Below are 16,719 nucleotides of genomic sequence, written 5' to 3'. Positions count from 1 at the left end.
ACAGGCACGCAAAGCGACCAAAAGCGCTATGGTGCAGTGTTCTGCGGATTTTGCAAACACCGCTAAGCTTTCTACCTTCCGCAAGTTTGTAAAGTTGTCAGTTGCACTGGTCGCCTAAGCCACAACATTTTCAGAGATAAACCTTTGACACAACGCTGCTATGAGCTACAGTCAAGCAAATCTGGCTCTGGAGAAGTCGCCGCTGCCACAGACAACACCTGAGCCACTGCATCAGCGATACTGGTTTATTTTTAACCCTGCTGCCAATCGTGGTAAAGCGAGACGATGGGTCAAGCCATTGCAGGCGGTGCTGAAAGCCAATCAGATTGATACGGTCATTCAGCTGACGACACAACCTAATGATGCAACAGCGTTTGCAGAAGCGGCACGCAGAAAAGTAGAAGTTGTAGTAGCCTGTGGTGGCGATGGCACTTTCAACGAAGTGGCACAATCGCTCATCTACTCTGAGACCCCATTAGGCTGCATTCCACTGGGGTCAGGAAATGATTTTTATAGCAACCTTTCGGGCAATACCGCCCCAAGACGACTGCCACTGGACAATGCTGTAAGAAAAGTGCTAAACCAACGTGTGCAGACAATTGATACAGGTGCTGTGCTGTTTCAAAGTCAGAGAGGCAAGTACCAACGTGCATTTCTAAACTCAATGGGCATTGGCTTTACGGGCGAGATTGCTCGTGTGGCTAAATCAGTACGATACCTGCGCGGCGACCTTATCTACCTCTACGCGCTATGGTGGGTTGGCAGAACCCATCGTGCAGCACCAATGACGATTGAACTAACTACGCCGACAGGGCAACAAACCTGCTACGAACAAGTCTTTTCAATTATGATTGGCAATGGCAAGCGGGAAGGTGGCAAATTCTGGATTGCACCTGAGGCAGAAATGAACGACGGCTGGCTGGACATCTGTATCTTGAAAGAATTTCCGATATGGCAACTTCCGAAATGGGTGTATGCCTTTCTGCGTGGCAAGCATATCTACACCTCGCAAGTAATTTATACCAAAGTTAAAGCGGCGGATATTCATCTTTTGCGACCTGAGTCAATGCACTTGGATGGTGAAGTCTTTGAGCAAGTCTCTGGAACGGTAAGTGTGCAGGTAGTGCCACAATCGCTGAATGTAATAGCGGTCGCCTAAGGTGATTTCTGCCGACTACACCGCTACTTTTGATGGGTCAGGAGGCATAAGTTGCGCAAGGTTGTGCGAATCACACAATGTGGAGTAGGGTGCTCAGACAAGCCGTCTGCCTACAGAGGCGAGAATACAAAGCAACTTGCTTCGGCTTCTCAGTTCTCGCCGCTGCCCTCAACTGTGCACGTGATGCAGGACAAAATGGAAAAGCGCCTTGCAAGGCACCTTATTCCTTCTCTATTTTGGCAGCACATAAAATCGCAACTATGCACCTTGTGCTTTTTGAAGACGAAGCCGTGCTGAAGTTTCAGCCACTTTTGCATCTAAAGCCAATTTATGAACTCACGCTTGGAATGCGCACCTTGCGTGAAAAATTTGAACACGCGCTGCCCTCTATGCCACTTAGTCTGCAAATGCGTAGGCAACTGGTGCCGTATTGGCGCACGGTGTTCCCAGAGCGCGCCATTAACCAGTTTGAAGACGATACGCTGTTCATCAACGGCAGGGTGATTTGTGACCGTGTCTTTGCGCAAAAAGTGCTGAGTGGTGTGTTTGAGCATGGTAAAGCCTATTTCAACGGTGGGCAGCTGGTAGCATTTCGTGGCAAAGCAAGCGAGATTTTCCCAGACGGCCTGCCCGATCTCATTGAGGCGAAGGTGATTGCAGAGAGATTTCCAAGCTCGCAGGTAGACTGCCGCTATGTGGCATTTATGTGGGACTTGGTGCGCCTGCACCCTGAAGAATTTCGCCGAGAAGCTGTGCTATGCGAGGACTTTGGCACGATTCGTGGCACGGTGCATCCGCGTGCATGCCTTGTCAATGAAGCGCGCATTTTTGTAGGAGAAGGCGCTGAGATTCGTGCAGGAGCCGTCTTAGATGCCACCGACGGCTATGTGTATGTAGCGCCTGATGCCAAAGTGTTGCCTAACGCTGTGCTGATGAATTACGTCTATGTAGGTAAGGGCGCAACGGTCAAAATCGGTGCAAAAATTTACGACTATGTCTATGTCGGTGCGTATGCCAAAGTAGGCGGCGAAATTGAAGGGAGCATCGTAGAGCGCTACGCCAATAAGCAGCACGAGGGTTTCTTAGGACATTCCTACATTTCGAGCTGGTGCAACTTGGGCGCTGACACCAACACCTCCGACCTCAAAAACAACTACAGCACCATTCGAATGAAAGTAAATGGCAAGGAGATAGATACCAAGATGCAATTTCTTGGGCTAATTATGGGTGAGCATTCCAAGTCAGGCATTAACACGATGTTCAATACGGGCACAGTGGTGGGGATGAGTTCGAACATTTTTGGTGCAGGCTTTCCGCCCAAAACAATCGGTTCATTTCAGTGGGGGGGTGCTGAAGGGTTTGTGCGGTATGATTTGGAAAAAGCCTTAGAAGTGGCGCGCATTGTCATGAAGCGACGCGGTATCGTGCTCTCACCGGAGTATGAAGCAATGTTTCGGGCAGCTTATGCACACGCAGAAAGTGAAGTCTAAGAGCGGCAGCCAATTCAAAAAAGTAACTGGGATATGTGGCAGCAGAGTGTGTGCAGCAAAAGTCCGCAATTTTGCATTGAGCCAGTATGATCTTCCTCAATCCAGCAATGCTTTTCGGGCTGCTGGCAGCCAGCTTGCCAATTTTGCTCCACCTGCTCAACCTGCGGCGACGCACGCAGCTCGAGTTTAGCTCGCTTGTGCTACTGCGTCAGCTCGAGCAAAGTGCATTGCAGCGCTTCAAAGTGCGTCAGTGGCTATTGCTATTAATTCGTAGCCTTGTGGTTTTTTTCTTGGTGTCATCTTTCTCAAAGCCGATTGTGCCGGGCTATTTAGCAGGCTCGAGCTTCGGAACACATACCAAAACCAGCGCCGTGATTGTGCTGGATAATTCCCCGTCTATGGGATATAGCGACCCACGCGGAGGTGACCAGTGGAAACAAGCGCGAGCGGCAGCATTGAAAATTTTAGAGCACTTTTCTGAGCAAGACGAGATTTTCCTCTCCATCGGTCATCATACCAAGCCTGAGCGACTGGCTCTCTCAGAAGCAAAGCGCCAAATTGCCACAGCTGAGCTATCTGCGCTGCCTTTCTCAGCAGAGGAAAGTCTCCTGCACGCTATGTCTGCCTTAGCAACAAGCCAGCACTTTAATCGAGAGGTGTATGTTATCTCTGACTTTCAACCAAGCGATTTTCTGCGCCGAGATTCTTCTCGCCAGTATCAATACAATTTTGATTTCAAGCTCTATGCGGTGAGTGTGGCAGCAAGTCGAAAGCAAAATGCGGCGCTGACAAATGCAGAGCTGCTCACAAAGATTCTTGAGCCAAATAAGCCTGTGCGCGTTGAAGCCACGCTGCAGCAGTTTGGTGTATCATCTAGCCAGACAGAAAGCGTCTCACTTTGGCTGGCAGGCAAACTCTCAGCAGAAACTGCTGTAGAGTTACCCGCTAATCGCTCGACTTCAGCGGTGCTGACGGCAACCCCAACTCAGCAAGGATTTTTGTCAGGAGAATTAAGAATAGAAAACGACGCACTCGAGGCCGACAATCATCGCTACTTTACATTTTTCGTGCCTGAAAAGCTGCGAGTGCTGATTGCCTATCGGAACGAAGCGGACGCAAGATTTTTGCGCTTGGCGCTGGAGAGTTTGCAGAACAAAGATTTTTTTGAGCTAACGCTTGTGCCAGAGCCCGCCTTAGATGCCCAAGACTTCTCCAAGTTCGATGTGCTGATGCTCTGTGGCATTGGCACCGTCTCAAGCTCAGCCGTAGCCCGCATTCAGCAATTTGTGCAGCAAGGTGGGGGACTGGTAGTATTTGCACGCCCAGAAAGCCCTGAGTTTGGGGCGCTGAATGCAGTGCTGACTCCAATGAACGCAGGACAACTGATTCCAATGCCAAGCGTGTCACAGGCAGCACCACTTTCTATTGAGCAGATTGACTACCGACACCCTCTGTTTGAAGGAGTGTTCCAAAGTGACATCTCACGCCGTAAAGCCCAAAGTGCAGCAATAGAAGAGCCGTTCTTACTCTACGCCGCAGCGGAAATTCTTCCCACGGGGCAAAGTGAGGCGGTAATGCGTTCTGCGACAGGCAAGGCGTTTCTCACGGTTACACGCTACCAGTCTGGTTTAGTACTGCTGTTTGCAGCATTGCCAAAACCTGAGCACACTTCACTGGTGCTGCAGCCTTTGTTTGCTCCGCTGATGTTTCGCGCAGCACTTTACTCGAGTGCCAAGGCGCATAGCCGAAACTACCAATTCACCTGCGGAGAGCTAAGTGAAGTGAGCGTGCCAGTGCTTGCAGGTGAGGAGGCGCTGGTGCGGAAGCCAAGTGGCAAATTCTTCTTTGCGTCACTGAATCGTCGCCATAGTGAAAGTCGCTTGTTGCTGGAGCCCAGCGTCTTCAATGAAGTGGGTATCTACGAAGTCTTCTCGCGTAAGGGGTTGGATACGGTGCTGGTAATGAAACTGGCATTCAACATCGCTACATCAGAATCCGATGTGCAAACGCTTTCGCCTGACATGATTTACCGCTTTGCGAATTTAGTGGCTCTCGAAAAGAGAAATTTTTTCTTCACCAGTGTTGCAGAGCGGCTCGAAGAAGTGGATTCAATGCTACAAAACTCACGCTACGGTTTTGGCATTTGGAAAATTCTCTTGGCGCTGGCTGCAATCGGGCTCCTTGCAGAAAGTATTTTGGGTCGCCGTGATACAGCTTAAATCTCTCTGGAAAGTAGACAAAAAAGACTGAAGTTGTGGCAGTTACGGTGTAACGTCGGGTGTGGAATTTCTGGTGAGCACAGAATGTTTTGGCAGCTGGAAAAAGTTTGCCCCAAGTTAGGGTATCGGTAATTTGGTGCAGGAATTGCGTCTGAAAATGCTCTCTCTGAAGATGAATCCGAGAAAGGTAGTAAAGCTCTCCCTGCTGCTTGCGTGGTTCTCGAGTCTTCATACTGCTGTGCTGGCGTCGGGCACAATTAGTGGGAAAGTGGTAGATGCGACAAGTAAGGAGCCATTGGTAGGTGTCGTGATTCGCCTTGAAGGCACGGCATTCGGCGCCATCACCAAAACCGATGGTCGATTCCGCATTGAGAATGTCCCAGCTGGCGAATATGTGCTCAAAGCCAGTTTTGTAGGCTATAAGTCCCTGTCGCGCACGATTGTAGTGGAGGAAGGCAAAACCCTCTGGCTGGTGTTGGAAATGGTAGAGGGCAGCGTGGAGACAAGCGAAATTGAAGTAACGGCTGAAAACTACCGCCAGCCAAAAGAAGATGTGCGCACCAGTCTCTACAAGCTCGAGCCTAAACAGGTGAAAAACTTAGCGGGTGGTGTGGAAGATGTGTTGCGTGGGCTGCAAGCGGTTCCGGGCGTACTGGCTGCCAATGATTTTTCATCACAGCTCTACATTCGTGGCTCTGGACCCGACCAGAACTTGATGCTGGTGGATGATATTGAAGTCTTCAACCCGTATCGACTCTACGGCACAATTAGTATGTTCAACCCAGAGACGATTGCAGACATTAGCCTCATCACAGGTGGGTTTCCTGCGAAGTATGGTGATAGGCTGTCAGCAGTGCTGGACGTGAGCAACCGTGATGGCATTCGCGACCGATTTTTTACAGCGCAAATCAACGCAAATATCACCGATGCAAATGTGGTGGCGGAAGGCAAAGTACCATTTGGCGTAGAAGGGTCGTGGCTATTGTCTGCACGCCGCACCTACTACGACCTTATTGTCGGTCCAATTTTGCGGAGCGCACGCTTGGTAGAGGGCAATACAGCGTTCCCTAACTTTGCCGATGTGCAACTTCGCTTGGCATGTCAACTGGCGCCACAACATCGACTGCAATTTACAGGCATTTTAGGGCGTGATGGCATTGATGTAATCAGCGCAGCGCGCAATCAAGACCAACCTGATAGCCTCAACGTAGGCAACATAACCAGCAACGATGTAGCAGGGCTGTCGTGGCACTTTCGTCCGAATGCAAACACGCTAAGTAAGCTCACTGTGTCTTGGTATAAAAACGGTGGGTCGTCACGGTTTGCAGGCAATTTCGTTGACCGCCTGAACTATCCGCAAGATAAGCTCGACAGTGCCCTGCAAGCTAACCCGCTGGCTGTGTTGCAGTTGGCAGCTGCAACCTTGCAGTCAGAAAATGCTTTTGGCTTTGAGAAATGGAATTTTAGGGAAGATGTGTCTCTAAGGTGGGGAGAAAACCTATTGGAGGTCGGTGCAGGCGTGGACATTATGACAACATCTATTTTCTTCTATCTCCGACCGAATGAACAATTGCGGGCAGGTTTTCTGGCTGCACAAGCCTCTGGCAGAGTGGGGGCCTTGCCACTTGACACAACCGTAAGCCAGCAGCAGTCCTACCTTCGAGCCAACTTCTACCTGCAAAACCGCTTTGAAGTGGTCGACAGCAAGCTCTTTGTTCAGCCCGGTGTGCGAGTAGATTACTACCAAATTATTGAAAAGCTCTACCTGTCGCCACGACTAAATTTCTCGTTTGCGTTTGATGAAAGCACCACATTGCGCGGCGCATGGGGCATCTATGTGCAATCGCCCGGCTATGAAAAGCTCATTGACCAGCAGCAATTTATTGACCTACGCGACCCTGAGCATATTCGCTCCCTTCGTGCAGAGCGCGCAATGCATTTTGTCTTAGGCGTTGACCGATGGCTCGATGACAAGTGGCTCTTTAAAGCCGAAGCCTACTACAAGCTCTTTGATGACCTTATTGTGCAGCGTAAAGAAGAGCAACTGGTCTATACATCTCGCTTCTTGGGTGGCGATGCTTACAATGTACGCAACTGGTCAACGCCTACGCCAGAGCGACGCAAAGTGCTCTCGGCAATCCCTGTAAATGATGGACGCGGTGAAGCATATGGTGTGGAACTATTGCTCGAAAAGCGCCTTGTGTCGTCGCAAGACCGATTTAGCGGCTGGTTCAGCTATGCATTAGCGTTTGCTAACCGCTACCGTGATGGACTAACGATTCCTTTCAACTTCGATCAGCGACACACGATAAACATTGTCGGTAGCTACAAATTCAATGACTGGCTTGATTTGGCGGTGCGCTGGCGTTACGGCAGTGGATTCCCTATTACGCTGGCAATTGGCTTGCAGCCACGCATCATTCGCAACCCAAATGGGCAGTATGTCGTGCAAGAAGATCCGCTCTTCGGGCGAACAATGTTCTCGCTGGATTTCGGGGGCGAAGAAAATATCAACGCTGCACGCTTGCCTGAATATCATCGTTTAGATGTACGACTGACAGCACATACGGAGTTCTGGGGCGCACGCTGGGATTTCTATCTCGATATCATTAACCTCTACAACCGCACCAATGTGATTGGATACAACCACGATGTGGAGTGGGACGTGCCAGTAGGTCAAGTGCCAAGCGTAATCCGCTATGTCAACGGAATGTTGCCCATCGTGCCGACTTTGGGTATCAGCGCCGCATTTTAGCGGTGCTGCAACTTGCGTAGGACAGTTTCGTTGTGTCGGGAACAAAGTGGCTGGTCGTAGCAGTTAGGCGTTCAAACTTTTTTTGAACAAATGCAAACTTTTCCCGAAACAACTGAGCTAAACACTTCCAAAGAAACACACATTGAAGGGCAAGTGTCAAAAAACCAAGCTTCTGCAGCACAAAATTTTCTTGCCGAAGCGCAGCCCAGTCCTGAGACGCTGAGCTATGAGTGGTTTAGCGCTTGGTTTAGTAGCCCGATATATCTCAAGCTGTACGAGCATCGGAATTTTAAGGAAGCGGAAGAAACGGTCGAGATGATTCTGCGCCGCACGGGACTGAAAGAAACGCAGCCGAAGCCGAAGGTCCTGGATATTGCTTGCGGAGCAGGGCGGCACGCTGTGGCCTTTGCCGAAAGAGGGTGCGATGTAGTAGCCAGTGACCTATCAAGCTTTATGCTGCAGGAAGCTAAGCGTGTGGCAGAAAAACACAGCGTCAGGCTCACCTTCTTGCAACAAGATATGCGGGCGCTGACAGCTGAGGAGGAGTATGACCTTGTGGTGCAGCTTTTTACGAGCTTTGGTTACTTCGACAACTCAGAAGACGACCGGCGTGTCGTGCAGAATGTGAGGCGGGCGCTGAGACAAGGCGGCATCTATGTGCTGGACTTTTTCAATGCCGAGAAAGTGCGCCAAAGTTACAAGCCCCTAACACAGCGCGTTGTGGACGGCATGCTGATTTGCGAGGAGCGAAAAATCGTCGGCGATAGAATTAAGAAAACCGTAACGGTGTCTGAAAACGGCAATCTTAAGCGCTTTACGGAGTCCGTGCGGCTCTACACAGCAACCGAGCTGGCAGAGATGCTCACGCAAGCAGGATTCAAAGTTCGTGAGATTTTGGGTAACTACGACGGCTCCCCGTTTGATGCCGCTCAGTCGCCACGAGCTATTCTCTTCGCAGAGAAAGTGAAGTAGCAAACCGCTGTCAGGACTGGGCATACTGCGGTTTTCTTGTACGAGTAGGCTAACTTTGTATCTCAAACCTTGCGCGCTGCAAAAGCATAATGCTGTTGTAGTCCATCGGATCACTAAACCCAAACTCCCATAGGGCGTAGGTGTCAAGCCGCTTCTCAAAGAAAAACACGCGCACTTTCTTTGCTTGATAGCGCCAGTTTGTAGCTCATCGGATAGTCATGACCTCCAGAGAGTGATGATGAGCAGCTGTCAATCCCGCTGGCGTGGGTCTAAAGCATCGCGCACCCCATCGCCGACGAGATTAAAGCAGACCACAGTCAGCACAATTGCAAGGCCGGGAAAAGTAGAAATCCACCAGTGGCTAAGGAGATTGTCACGCCCTTCGCTAATGATGTTGCCCCAGCTCGGAGTTGGCGGTTGCACGCCTAAGCCTAAAAACGATAGCGCCGCTTCAACCAGAATGATGTTGCCAATGCTAAGCGTTGCCGCCACGATAACAGGCGTGAGCGCATTTGGAACAAGATGACGAAAAATGATGCGCGCATCAGAAAAACCCAGCGCACGACAAGCCTGCACAAAATCTTGCTCCCTCAGCGAAAGCGCTTGGCTGCGCACAATACGCGACACATTCATCCAGCCTGTAAGCGAAATCGTAAGCACGATGAGAAAAATGGAGTTGCCGAAAAGTGCAATCACAATCAAGATGAGAAAGATGCGTGGAAAAGCAATGAGCACATCAACCGTGCGCATAATCAGGTTGTCAATAAAGCCGCCAAAATAGCCTGCTGTGATACCCAGCACAGTGCCAATGGTGATAGAAATAAACACCACAAGAAACCCTATGGAGAGCGAGATGCGAGAGCCGTAGATAATCCGACTGAAAATATCTCGTCCATACTGGTCTGTGCCGAGCAGATAAAACTTGCGCATGACGAAATCGCCGTCTGCCAGTTCACGGCGCTGGAACGTGCGCGTGCGAAAATCTTGCTGAATAAAGACGGTCTCGCCCTCAAGGCGATAGTCAGTGACGAAAAGTTTTTGCTCGGTGTCGCCACGCAAGCGAAGCCACCAGTTGCGCTCAATCAGTCGGTTGGTCAGCCGTGATGACAGCGTAGAATCTGCTCGCAGGGGGATAGAAAAAGTCTTTTGCGCCTTGAGCCGAAGCGCAGTCAGCGTCGAGAGAGGGGGCTGGAATGCCGTAACCGTGAAATCTTGCTGGTCGTTAGGCTCATACGGAGCTAAGAAGGGAGCAAGCAACGCAACTGAGTAAAGCACGCCTGTAATGACAAGAGCAACCAGTGCAACGGTGCGCTTGCAGAAGGAGCGCCAAGCCAGTTGCCAGAGACTTCGCCCGCTGCGTTGCATTGTGCGCTCTACTACAGTTTTTCGAGACGCACGATGTGCCCAAACTGCAATGAAAATAGGCGCAGTCGCTAAGTAAAGTGAGGCGACCCAAAATTCGAGCACGTCGCTTGAGAAGGTGTCCACAAAATCTTTCCAAGAAAGAACTGCCAAAAGCAGCGATAGCCCAAAAGACTCCAAGCCACCGATGAAAAGAGAAAACTTGTAAGCGATGAGAAAGAGAAAGAAGGCAGTGGCGCTCATCGCTAAAAAGCCCGAAAAACGCTTGCCAAGGCGAATTAAGCCAAGACCAACTAGCAGACTATCGAGAACTGAGAGCCTGTAAGAGAGATTCTGAGACGGGGGCTGCGGCGTATCAGTGGATGCGTCTCTGTGCGATATGTGAGTGTGCATAGCTTTGTGTGTCCAGATAGAATTAAGCACGCCTGAAAAAGCAGAGCAAGAAATACTTTAACCCTTTGCGCATCATGATAACAACGTGCTGGAAAGTGTATCAAATTGGCCAACAGGGCGTGGAGCAACTGACTCTTGGCAGAAATATACTGTGCTACACTGTGCAGGTAAAGCAGATGGAGTGGCAAGTGAGGAAAGCTATCCTCCCTGATTCCGGCACGGTAAGGCACACCTGTTGCCCAAACGATAGGGAAACTCAGAGAGGGGCTATGTGTTGAGGCAGTTGACCTGTGTTTTTACTTTGATGGAAAATGCGTTATCTTCTTTCCCTTAACAACTCAAAAACTCTCGGCTTTGCCGCTTCAAGAAAAGTAAATTTCGACATACGAATGTCTGTATCAGTAACACCCAACGGCTCCAGCAACGGGCAACTTGCGCAAAATGGCTCGCCTGATGTGGCAGACATAACGATTATCGGTGCAGGGCCGACAGGACTGTTTGCCGCCTTCTATGCAGGGCTTCGCTCAATGCGCGTGCGCATTCTGGAAAGCCTGCCCGAGATTGGAGGCCAGCTAACGGCGCTGTATCCGAAGAAAAACATTTACGACGTAGCAGGCTACCCTAAAGTGCTGGCAGAAGATTTGGTGAAAAGTCTCTATGAACAATGCGCACAGTACAATCCTGAGATTCTTACCTCATCGCGTGTCGAGAAGCTCGAGCGAGAAAATGATTTATTGAAGCTCACTGTTGAAGATGGGCGCGTCTATTGGTCAAAGACGGTGCTTATTGCTGCAGGTGTCGGCGCATTTACACCTCGTAAGCTCGAGTCCCCTGAGATTGCACCGTGGGAAGGCAAGGGGCTTTACTACTTCGTCAAAGACCCGAGCATGTTCTACGGCAAGAAAATTCTGGTAATCGGTGGCGGCGACTCAGCAATGGACTGGGCGATGGCGTTGGGCGACAAAACCGACATGTTGCTCATTCATCGCCGCGATAAGTTTGTGGCGCATGAGGACAGTGTCCGAAAGGTGCGTGAGATGGGCATTCCTATCCGAACATTTTGGGAGCTGAAGTCGATTCAAGGTGAAAATGGACAAATTCGCAGCGCTACGATTTTTAACAACAAAACAAAAGAGGAAGAAACGATTGAAGTTCAAGCAGTGCTCTGCAACTTGGGCTTTCATACCAATCTGGGTCCCATTAAGGACTGGGGCTTAGAGATTCACAACAATGGCATTGTGGTCAATGCTCAGATGCAGACGAACATTCCGGGCGTCTATGCCGCTGGCGATATTGCATGGCACGCAGCAAAGCTCAAGCTCATTGCAACTGGGTTCGGCGAAGCAGCTATTGCGGTCAATCACGCCAAAACCGTGATAGACCCGCATGCGACCTTCTTCCCAGGACACAGCAGCAGCAAAGACGACAAGAAGGAAGACAAGCAGCATCAGCCTGCTTAGACGAGCTATTTTGATGAACTTAAATCTGCTTGCGATTATGCCTGATGTGTTACAAAGCACGGTCCCAAAGAATGGTCTGACCAGACCAAACGACCGCCCTCTGGCAGACATTCTTATTGTCGATGACCAAGAGATTATCCTCAAGCTGCTGGAAGAGACGCTTCGCAGCGAGGGCTACACGGTGCGTATGGCGACCAACGGCTTCGAAGCCCTTGAGGCCGTTAGCCAGAAAAAACCTGACCTCATTATCACCGATATGCTGATGCCAAAAATGAACGGCGTCGATATGGTGGCAAAGCTCAAAGAATCGGTCGATACGCGCCTCATTCCGACGATTATGCTCACAGGGCTTTTTGACTTTGATAACAAGGTGAAGGCACTGGAAGTTGGCGTCGATGATTTCTTGGGCAAGCCGTTTAATCGCGTGGAACTGATCACCAAAGTCCGTGCCTTGCTTAAGACCAAGATGTATATTGACCAGCTTGAAAATGCGGAAACAGTGATTTTCTCGCTGGCACTGGCGATTGAAGGACGAGACCCTTACACCAACGGACATTGCCACCGCCTCTCAGACTACGGAATGAAGCTAGCAAAGAAGATCGGCCTGAGTGAGTGGGATATTGACGCTGTGCGCAAAGGTGGAGTCATTCATGACATTGGCAAAATTGCTGTGCCAGATTCTATTCTCCTCAAGCCCGGTAAGCTTACGCCTGAAGAATACGAGATAATGAAAATTCACCCCGAAGCGGGAGAAAATATCTGCAAGCCGCTCAAGTCGCTGCATCATGTCTTGCCCATCATACGTGGGCATCAAGAGCGCTGGGACGGTTCTGGCTATCCCGATAAACTGGTTGGCACCGCTATTCCTATCACCGCTCGCATTATCGCCATCGTTGATTTCTACGATGCTTTGATGACAGTTCGACCGTATAAGCGTGCACTGGATGTCAAGGAATGCTTAGCAATTATGAGCCAAGAAACCCAAGAGCATAAGTGGGATCCAAACTTGATGCGCGTCTTTCAGGAAATGATTATCTCAGGTGAACTGGATAAGCCATTTTCAGAAATTCAACCGATTCCATACGAGCATCAATAGCTGGCTATGAAATACAACATTCTGACTCGTGCCGATTTAGACGGATTAGTCTGCGCCGTTATCTTGAAAAACACGGAAGAAATTGACAAAGTACGCTTCGTCGAACCAAAGTTTGTGCAAGATAGGGAAGTGGAAGTCTATCCAAATGACATCATCACAAATTTGCCATATCACCCGAATTGCGCAATGTGGTTCGACCACCATGTTTCAAATGTGCGACCAAAGGAGTTCAAGGGCGCCTTCAAGGCAGCGCCGTCCGCCGCACGCGTGGTCTATGACTACTACTTGCCGAACTTTCCGCATCTGACAAAGTATGATGAACTGCTGCGTCAGACTGACCGCATTGATTCCGCAGACCTGACCTACGATGAAGTTCTCTCGCCTGACGGTTACCTTCTGCTCTCAATGACCATTGATGGTAAGTTTCACGAAGATGAGCCCTACTGGCAGCGTCTCATTGACCTTCTGAAAGACAAGACGCTGCCAGAGATAATGAATGACCCCGAAGTGAAAGCACGGTGTGAAAAGTTCCGTGAAGATGACCTTAAATTCCGTGAGGCCATTCGTAAGAACTCGCGCGTAGAGAAAAATGTGCTGATAACAGACCTAAGAAGTTATGGCGATAGCCTGCCGAATGGCAATCGCTACTTTGTATATGCTTTTCAAGCAGCAACCAATCTGTCAATGCGTATCACGCCAGATCGCGAGCGCCCAGGGATGGTCTCAATTGGCGTCGGATATAACATCTTCAACCGCACCGCAAATGTCAATGTGGGCGAGCTGATGAAAAAATACGGTGGTGGCGGCCACAAGACGGTTGGGAGCACCAAAGTAAAAGCAGAAGACGCAGACCGTATCGTGAAGGAACTGCTGACTTACCTAACACGTTAAGCCTGCAAAGAACCCCTCATTCCTAAATGCTGCACACATCACATCAAGCGCTGCAAGAGCGGCTTGCGTCGCAATATGCGCTCTCGCAAGCAACCTACTTCATTGGTCGACATCGTTTTGTCTTCTTTAGCGTTGCCAGCAGTTATGACCTCTTAGACACTTTGCCAGAGGAATATATCGCAGCCGATATAATGCCTTATTGGGCAGAAATCTGGCCAGCGTCGTTTGTGTTGGCAGAATATCTGCTTGAAGATTGCCAGATTCAAGGCAAGCAATGTCTGGAGTTGGGAGCAGGCGTAGGGGTCGTCAGCGTTGTGGCAGCAAAGGCAGGCGCAGAGGTGCTGGCTACCGACTACGTGGTCGAGGCTCTGCCGTTTATTGAACTAAATGCGCACGCTAACGGTGTATCGCTTCGAACTGCACGATTGGATTGGAACGACATCACACTGACCGAGAAATTTGATGTGGTGCTGGCAGCTGATGTGCTCTATGAACGGCGAAATCTAATAGCGGTGCTGGCAGCAATTGACAAGGTGCTCAAGCCAGATGGACTGGCACTGATTGCCACACCGCGTCGTGAAATGTGCAGCCAGTTTCCAGCGTTAGCCATTGAGAACGGTTTTGCGGTGTCGCACATCATCAAGCCACTGTGCTTGTTAGGCAGAATGCAACCGATGGACATCTATGAACTAACACGAAAGGAGTAAAAGGGTATGCTGGGACTGTTCAAGAAGCGACTAAAACCTATCTGGCAATTTCACAAGCCAAATGGGCTGATTTGGCGTGCGCTGTTTCTAGACCCGCATTACCTCATTGGAGAGTTTCGAGAACGCGGTGCACGCAAAGTCTCTTTCTTTCTGCTCGATACGGAAACAGGGAAGCTCATTTGGGATAACTTCGTGCTCGCCGATGCGGCGGCCAGACCAGTGGGCGACGGCTGGTGGGTTGGGATGGAAACAGTCTATCGTGGCTTGGTTTTGTTTCATGGCTACTACAGCCCAAATGTGCCTGAGCATCTCGGCATTTGGGCGTTTGACCCGCTAACGAAAACGCTACGCTGGGTACGCCCTGATGTAAGCTATCTCTGTATTGTAGATGACCAACTGCTGGCAGTGCGTAATGTGCTAGTCGATGGCTACGCAGAGCGTGCCTTTCTATCGCTCAATCCACTCACAGGAGAGGCAATTGAAGATTTTGGACAGAACACAGCAGCCGTGAATGCACTGCGAGAGCGAGCACCGAACTTGCTGGAAGAACAGAACATCACCCTGCCTGAACACATCACGGAGCAATCGCCGAACTACGCAATTGTGGCAAAACAAGCACAAATGCAAACAGGCGCAGCGCGCGTGGTCGCAGGGTTCGATGTTCTAACCTATCAAGGTAAAACCATTCTGGGGTATCACGAGCAGACAGCACAGTGGGTGACCAACCAAGCAGGACTGCGTGTGCAAGCGCTAAACTACAAGCTTTTCGTGCTGGACGAAAAACAAGCAATCATCTACGAAGATATTTTGGGAGCGCAAATGAGTGGGCTCTTGGTGGATGGCTTCTTTATGCGGCAAAATCGGCTGTATTATGTAAAAGAAACAAACATGCTCTGTGCGGTAGAGTTGTTTTCCTGAGACTTGCGGAACGGAGCATTTATCCTGAAATCGTGCGATGTAGCCAGCGCGACATGCCGCCCGTCATATTGAACACCTTTGTAAAGCCAAGTTGCACCAGCATACCACTGGCAGAGAGGCTACGAATGCCATGCTCGCAAAGCGCAACAATCTCTTGCTCTGGGTCGAGTTCACCGTAGCGATGATAGAGTTCATCGAGCGGAATGTTGATAGCAGTGGGAATGCGCCGCCGATAAAACTCCTCTGGTGTGCGCACGTCTAAAAGGATAAGGTCTGGATTCATCTCCATTTTAGCGAGCACTTCCTCAGGGGACAGATGAACTACCATCGTCTAATAGTTTGATTGTGACAAGTAAATTTGCGCACTCTAAAACGAGAGACCTAAGGCAAAAATTTCAATGCTGAAAGTTCGCCGCAGCGCACTCTACACTCTTTGGTTTCGATACTACTCTCGGGCACAGCTACGCAAATACTTCGATAAAGTGCGCACCAAAGGCACAGAGGCACTCCAAACAATGAATCTGTCCATTCCAATCATCTTCTACTGCAACCATGCATACTGGTGGGACGGATTCTGGACACAGCTTTGTACTGAAGCCTATTTCAAACAAAATCTTTACATTATCATTGAGCACAAGCAATTGGTGCGTTACCAATTCTTTACGCGCTTAGGGGCATTTTCTATTGTGCGAGAAAATCCACGCCAAGCAATTGAGAGTATCAATTATGCCGTAGACAAGCTGCTCGAACCCTCACCCAAACAGAATGCATTATGGATTTTCCCGCAGGGCATTATTGAGCACGTAGATAAGCGGCCGCTACGCTTCTTTACAGGCACAGCAAAAATTGTGGAAAAAATTGTTACGCAAAGTCGGAGCGTGTATCTGGCGTCAGTGGTCTCCCGCATTGAGTATCTCGAGGAGCAAAAACCAGAGCTATTTCTTTCTTTTCAGCCCCCTGATTTGATTAGCCGAGAAAATTTTCCAAGTGTCAAGATGCTCACGCTGAAAATGCAGGAAAAGACAGAGCAGCATTTAGACTGGCTGCGTGAGCAAGTGCTAAATCGGCAGTTCGAGGGCTTCCACACATTGCTGGAAGGGAAGCTCTCTATCAATCGCCGCTGGGACCGCTTTCGCGAGCAACTTGGACTGCAAAGAACCCTGAGCGATTGAGGCAAATCGAGGCAGCAAGAGGCAGTGGTCAAGGGTGTTTTTCTGCGCAGAAAAGAGTGAAAAGCAGTAAGAGACCTGCGCTCCTGAGTGCGTTGTATGCAAAACTGCGATTTTCTATTTTGACA

13 protein-coding genes are annotated in these 16,719 nt (G+C 49.8%); 11 read left to right on the top strand and 2 right to left on the bottom strand.

The annotated features are described in order from the left end of the window. Positions 1 to 160 precede the first annotated feature (160 nt). From NZM05_01535 to NZM05_01515, 5 genes are all read left to right on the top strand, one after another. Positions 161 to 1,159, top strand: a complete 999-nt coding sequence (locus tag NZM05_01535) for a YegS/Rv2252/BmrU family lipid kinase (protein ID MCS7012301.1) — start codon at positions 161 to 163, stop codon at positions 1,157 to 1,159. 260 nt (positions 1,160 to 1,419) lie between these two features. Further along, entirely contained in the window at positions 1,420 to 2,649 is a 1,230-nt protein-coding gene (locus NZM05_01530; protein MCS7012300.1) for a GlmU family protein, read from the top strand. A gap of 86 nt (positions 2,650 to 2,735) precedes the next feature. After that, the gene (locus tag NZM05_01525) at positions 2,736 to 4,868 is read left to right on the top strand and encodes a BatA domain-containing protein (GenBank protein MCS7012299.1); all 2,133 of its coding nucleotides are present in this window, start codon (positions 2,736 to 2,738) and stop codon (positions 4,866 to 4,868) included. Between the two features lie 157 nt (positions 4,869 to 5,025). Continuing rightward, complete coding sequence (locus tag NZM05_01520) at positions 5,026 to 7,623, top strand: TonB-dependent receptor (protein MCS7012298.1); 2,598 nt, start codon at positions 5,026 to 5,028, stop codon at positions 7,621 to 7,623. 90 nt (positions 7,624 to 7,713) lie between these two features. Beyond that, positions 7,714 to 8,595 (top strand): methyltransferase domain-containing protein, encoded by an 882-nt coding sequence (locus NZM05_01515; protein MCS7012297.1) that lies wholly within the window; start codon positions 7,714 to 7,716, stop codon positions 8,593 to 8,595. A gap of 249 nt (positions 8,596 to 8,844) precedes the next feature. Here the strand turns inward: NZM05_01515 and NZM05_01510 are convergent, their stop codons facing one another. After that, on the bottom strand, positions 8,845 to 10,350 hold the full coding sequence (locus NZM05_01510) for an ABC transporter permease (GenBank protein MCS7012296.1): 1,506 nt from the start codon (positions 10,348 to 10,350) through the stop codon (positions 8,845 to 8,847). 389 nt (positions 10,351 to 10,739) lie between these two features. Between NZM05_01510 and NZM05_01505 the strand changes: the two genes are divergently transcribed. The 5 genes from NZM05_01505 to NZM05_01485 are packed head-to-tail and all read left to right on the top strand — an operon-like array spanning position 10,740 to position 15,422. Next, positions 10,740 to 11,810, top strand: coding sequence for an NAD(P)/FAD-dependent oxidoreductase (locus NZM05_01505; protein MCS7012295.1), 1,071 nt, complete (start codon positions 10,740 to 10,742; stop codon positions 11,808 to 11,810). A gap of 13 nt (positions 11,811 to 11,823) precedes the next feature. Next, entirely contained in the window at positions 11,824 to 12,906 is a 1,083-nt protein-coding gene (locus tag NZM05_01500; protein ID MCS7012294.1) for a response regulator, read from the top strand. A gap of 6 nt (positions 12,907 to 12,912) precedes the next feature. Beyond that, positions 12,913 to 13,797: an exopolyphosphatase gene (locus NZM05_01495; GenBank protein ID MCS7012293.1), complete on the top strand. Its 885-nt coding sequence runs from the start codon at positions 12,913 to 12,915 to the stop codon at positions 13,795 to 13,797. Positions 13,798 to 13,823: 26 nt separating this feature from the next. Next, the gene (locus tag NZM05_01490) at positions 13,824 to 14,504 is read left to right on the top strand and encodes a methyltransferase domain-containing protein (GenBank protein ID MCS7012292.1); all 681 of its coding nucleotides are present in this window, start codon (positions 13,824 to 13,826) and stop codon (positions 14,502 to 14,504) included. A gap of 6 nt (positions 14,505 to 14,510) precedes the next feature. Next, complete coding sequence (locus tag NZM05_01485) at positions 14,511 to 15,422, top strand: DUF4905 domain-containing protein (GenBank protein ID MCS7012291.1); 912 nt, start codon at positions 14,511 to 14,513, stop codon at positions 15,420 to 15,422. Between the two features lie 19 nt (positions 15,423 to 15,441). On the opposite strand, the gene NZM05_01480 is transcribed toward NZM05_01485, so the two are convergent. Then, entirely contained in the window at positions 15,442 to 15,750 is a 309-nt protein-coding gene (locus NZM05_01480; GenBank protein ID MCS7012290.1) for a rhodanese-like domain-containing protein, read from the bottom strand. A gap of 70 nt (positions 15,751 to 15,820) precedes the next feature. Between NZM05_01480 and NZM05_01475 the strand changes: the two genes are divergently transcribed. Further along, positions 15,821 to 16,594, top strand: coding sequence for a lysophospholipid acyltransferase family protein (locus tag NZM05_01475; GenBank protein ID MCS7012289.1), 774 nt, complete (start codon positions 15,821 to 15,823; stop codon positions 16,592 to 16,594). Positions 16,595 to 16,719: the final 125 nt, after the last annotated feature.

Source organism: Chloroherpetonaceae bacterium (assembly GCA_025056565.1).
GTDB lineage: Bacteria > Bacteroidota > Chlorobiia > Chlorobiales > Thermochlorobacteraceae > Thermochlorobacter.
This window is presented reverse-complemented; position numbering and strand designations above follow the sequence as displayed.

What these genes read in the sequence shown, in the direction of transcription:
- NZM05_01535 (MCS7012301.1), top strand. Translation starts at nt 161, where the DNA reads ATGAGCTACAGTCAAGCAAATCTGGCTCTGGAGAAGTCGCCGCTGCCA.
- NZM05_01530 (MCS7012300.1), top strand. Translation starts at nt 1,420, where the DNA reads ATGCACCTTGTGCTTTTTGAAGACGAAGCCGTGCTGAAGTTTCAGCCA.
- NZM05_01525 (MCS7012299.1), top strand. Translation starts at nt 2,736, where the DNA reads ATGATCTTCCTCAATCCAGCAATGCTTTTCGGGCTGCTGGCAGCCAGC.
- NZM05_01520 (MCS7012298.1), top strand. Translation starts at nt 5,026, where the DNA reads ATGCTCTCTCTGAAGATGAATCCGAGAAAGGTAGTAAAGCTCTCCCTG.
- NZM05_01515 (MCS7012297.1), top strand. Translation starts at nt 7,714, where the DNA reads ATGCAAACTTTTCCCGAAACAACTGAGCTAAACACTTCCAAAGAAACA.
- NZM05_01510 (MCS7012296.1), bottom strand. Translation starts at nt 10,350, where the DNA reads ATGCACACTCACATATCGCACAGAGACGCATCCACTGATACGCCGCAG.
- NZM05_01505 (MCS7012295.1), top strand. Translation starts at nt 10,740, where the DNA reads ATGTCTGTATCAGTAACACCCAACGGCTCCAGCAACGGGCAACTTGCG.
- NZM05_01500 (MCS7012294.1), top strand. Translation starts at nt 11,824, where the DNA reads ATGAACTTAAATCTGCTTGCGATTATGCCTGATGTGTTACAAAGCACG.
- NZM05_01495 (MCS7012293.1), top strand. Translation starts at nt 12,913, where the DNA reads ATGAAATACAACATTCTGACTCGTGCCGATTTAGACGGATTAGTCTGC.
- NZM05_01490 (MCS7012292.1), top strand. Translation starts at nt 13,824, where the DNA reads ATGCTGCACACATCACATCAAGCGCTGCAAGAGCGGCTTGCGTCGCAA.
- NZM05_01485 (MCS7012291.1), top strand. Translation starts at nt 14,511, where the DNA reads ATGCTGGGACTGTTCAAGAAGCGACTAAAACCTATCTGGCAATTTCAC.
- NZM05_01480 (MCS7012290.1), bottom strand. Translation starts at nt 15,750, where the DNA reads ATGGTAGTTCATCTGTCCCCTGAGGAAGTGCTCGCTAAAATGGAGATG.
- NZM05_01475 (MCS7012289.1), top strand. Translation starts at nt 15,821, where the DNA reads ATGCTGAAAGTTCGCCGCAGCGCACTCTACACTCTTTGGTTTCGATAC.